This window comes from Brucella sp. IR073, assembly GCF_049065735.1.
GTDB lineage: Bacteria > Pseudomonadota > Alphaproteobacteria > Rhizobiales > Rhizobiaceae > Paramesorhizobium.
In genome coordinates this window covers 1-2,980 of sequence record NZ_JBAKHD010000025.1, presented here as the reverse complement: position 1 = coordinate 2,980, position 2,980 = coordinate 1, and the positions used below count along the sequence as shown (strand labels likewise).

The following is a 2,980-nucleotide window of genomic DNA, read 5'->3' as shown; positions in this document are numbered from 1 at the left end:
GCAGACCTGGCAGCGACCTACTCTCCCGCGTCTTGAGACGAAGTACCATTGGCGCTGGAGCGTTTCACGGCCGAGTTCGGGATGGGATCGGGTGCAGCCGCTCCGCCATAACCACCAGGTCGGCAAAGCGCAAAGTCGGTGAGAAGCTGGGTTAGGGGAATAAGGGAATAGGGGAATAAGGGAGTATATTTTTCTGCCCTTCCCTGTTTACTTACCCGACATTTCTTTCTGCCTTTACATCATTTCAGGACTACCGCCTTCMGGGCGAAGCCCGAGCGCGCGACTGCGCGCCKTCGGTSGYCCGACGCCCCGTCCGGAGCCAGCCCCGGAAGMGGCGTACGGCGTGAGGACAAGACTAATTGATGCTCATCGCTTSGCGATGAGCATTGATAATGAGAACGATCAAGTCGATCGAGCTATTAGTACCGGTAAGCTGCATGCGTTGCCGCACTTCCACACCCGGCCTATCAACGTGGTCGTCTTCCACGGCTCTGATAGGGAACACTCGTTTTCAGGTGGGTTTCCCGCTTAGATGCCTTCAGCGGTTATCCCGTCCGTATATAGCTACCCTGCTATGCGGCTGGCGCCACAACAGGTCCACCAGAGATACGTCCATCCCGGTCCTCTCGTACTAGGGACAGATCCTGTCAATATTCCTACACCCACGGCAGATAGGGACCGAACTGTCTCACGACGTTCTGAACCCAACTCACGTACCGCTTTAAATGGCGAACAGCCATACCCTTGGGACCTGCTCCAGCCCCAGGATGCGATGAGTCGACATCGAGGTGCCAAACAACCCCGTCGATATGGACTCTTGGGGGTCATCAGCCTGTTATCCCCGGCGTACCTTTTATCCGTTGAGCGATGGCCCTTCCACRCGGGACCACCGGATCACTATGACCGWCTTTCGWCTCTGCTCGACKTGTCWGTCTCGCAGTCAGGCGGGCTTATGCCATTGCACTCGACGACCGATTTCCGACCGGTCTGAGCCCACCATCGCGCGCCTCCGTTACTCTTTAGGAGGCGACCGCCCCAGTCAAACTACCCACCATACACTGTCCCGGACCCGGATRACGGGCCGCGGTTAGACATCCATGACGATAAGGGTGGTATTTCAAGGGTGGCTCCACCAAGGCTGGCGCCCTGGCTTCAAAGCCTACCACCTATCCTACACATGCCGTCACGAATGCCAGTGTAAAGCTATAGTAAAGGTGCACGGGGTCTTTCCGTCTAACCGCAGGAACCCCGCATCTTCACGGGGAATTCAATTTCACTGAGTCTGCGTTGGAGACAGCGGGGAAGTCGTTACGCCATTCGTGCAGGTCGGAACTTACCCGACAAGGAATTTCGCTACCTTAGGACCGTTATAGTTACGGCCGCCGTTTACTGGGGCTTCGATTCAGAGCTTGCACCCCTCCTCTTAACCTTCCAGCACCGGGCAGGCGTCAGACCCTATACGTCGTCTTGCGACTTCGCAGAGCCCTGTGTTTTTGGTAAACAGTCGCTACCCCCTGGTCTGTGCCACCCCCCTTCGGTTGCCCGAAGAAGGGTCACGCTTCTTCCGAAGTTACGCGTGCAATTTGCCGAGTTCCTTCAACGCAGTTCTCTCAAGCGCCTTGGTATTCTCTACCAGTCCACCAGTGTCGGTTTAGGGTACGGTCTATACGCGGGAGCTATTTCCTGGAACCGCTTCGCTGCAAGATCAATCCATTAAGACCTCACAACACACGCGATCCGTCACTACCCGCAGGCCCACGAATATTAACGTGGTTCCCATCACTTACGCCTTTCGGCCTCAGCTTAGGGGCCGGCTAACCCTGCTCAGATTAACTTTAAGCAGGAACCCTTGGACTTTCGGCGAGGGAGTCTCTCACTCCCTTTATCGTTACTCATGTCAGCATTCTCACTTCCCATACCTCCACCGGCCCTCACGGGTCCGGCTTCGACGGCTTAGGGAACGCTCCGCTACCACGTCCTTACGGACATCCACAGCTTCGGTGTATGGCTTTAGCCCCGGTACATTTTCGGCGCAAAGACCCTTATTTAGACCAGTGAGCTGTTACGCTTTCTTTAAATGATGGCTGCTTCTAAGCCAACATCCTGGTTGTTTTGGGATCCTCACATCCTTTCCCACTTAGCCATAACTTGGGGACCTTAGATGGTGGTCAGGGTTGTTGCCCTCTCCACGACGGACGTTAGCACCCGCCGTGTGTCTGCCGATCAGTACTCCTGGGTATTCGGAGTTTGGTTAGGTTTGGTAATCCGGTGAGGACCCCTAGCCCATCCAGTGCTCTACCCCCCAGGGTATTCAATCGACGCTCTACCTAAATAGATTTCGCGGAGAACCAGCTATCTCCGAGTTTGATTGGCCTTTCACCCCTAGCCACAAGTCATCCCAATCTATTGCAACAGATGCGGGTTCGGTCCTCCAGTAAGTGTTACCTTACCTTCAACCTGCTCATGGCTAGATCACTCGGTTTCGGGTCTAATCCGACGAACTGAACGCCCTGTTCAGACTCGCTTTCGCTGCGCCTACACCTACCGGCTTAAGCTTGCTCGTCAGACTAAGTCGCTGACCCATTATACAAAAGGTACGCTGTCACCCAGAACGAATCTTGGGCTCCAACTGTTTGTAGGCATTCGGTTTCAGGTTCTCTTTCACTCCCCTTGTCGGGGTGCTTTTCACCTTTCCCTCACGGTACTGGTTCGCTATCGGTCATGCACGAGTACTTAGGCTTGGAGCGTGGTCGCCCCATGTTCAGACAGGATTTCACGTGTCCCGCCCTACTCAAGGACAATGAGTGTTCTACGTGTACGGGGCTRTCACCCGCTATGGCCGAACTTTCCAGATCGTTCCACTTTATTCCTCATTGCCACTGGCCTGGTCCGCGTTCGCTCGCCACTACTAGCGGAGTCTCGTTTGATGTCCTTTCCTCTGGGTACTTAGATGTTTCAGTTCCCCAGGTTCGCTTCTAAC

At 55.0% G+C, this 2,980-nt stretch carries 2 rRNA genes; both read right to left on the bottom strand.

Annotated elements, in window-relative coordinates:
• Positions 1 to 4 precede the first annotated feature (4 nt).
• Positions 5 to 119: ribosomal RNA gene (gene rrf / locus ACOWVG_RS19220) — 5S ribosomal RNA — on the bottom strand.
• A 279-nt stretch (positions 120 to 398) separates the two neighbouring features.
• Positions 399 to 2,980 (bottom strand): 23S ribosomal RNA (locus ACOWVG_RS19215); the annotation flags it as partial.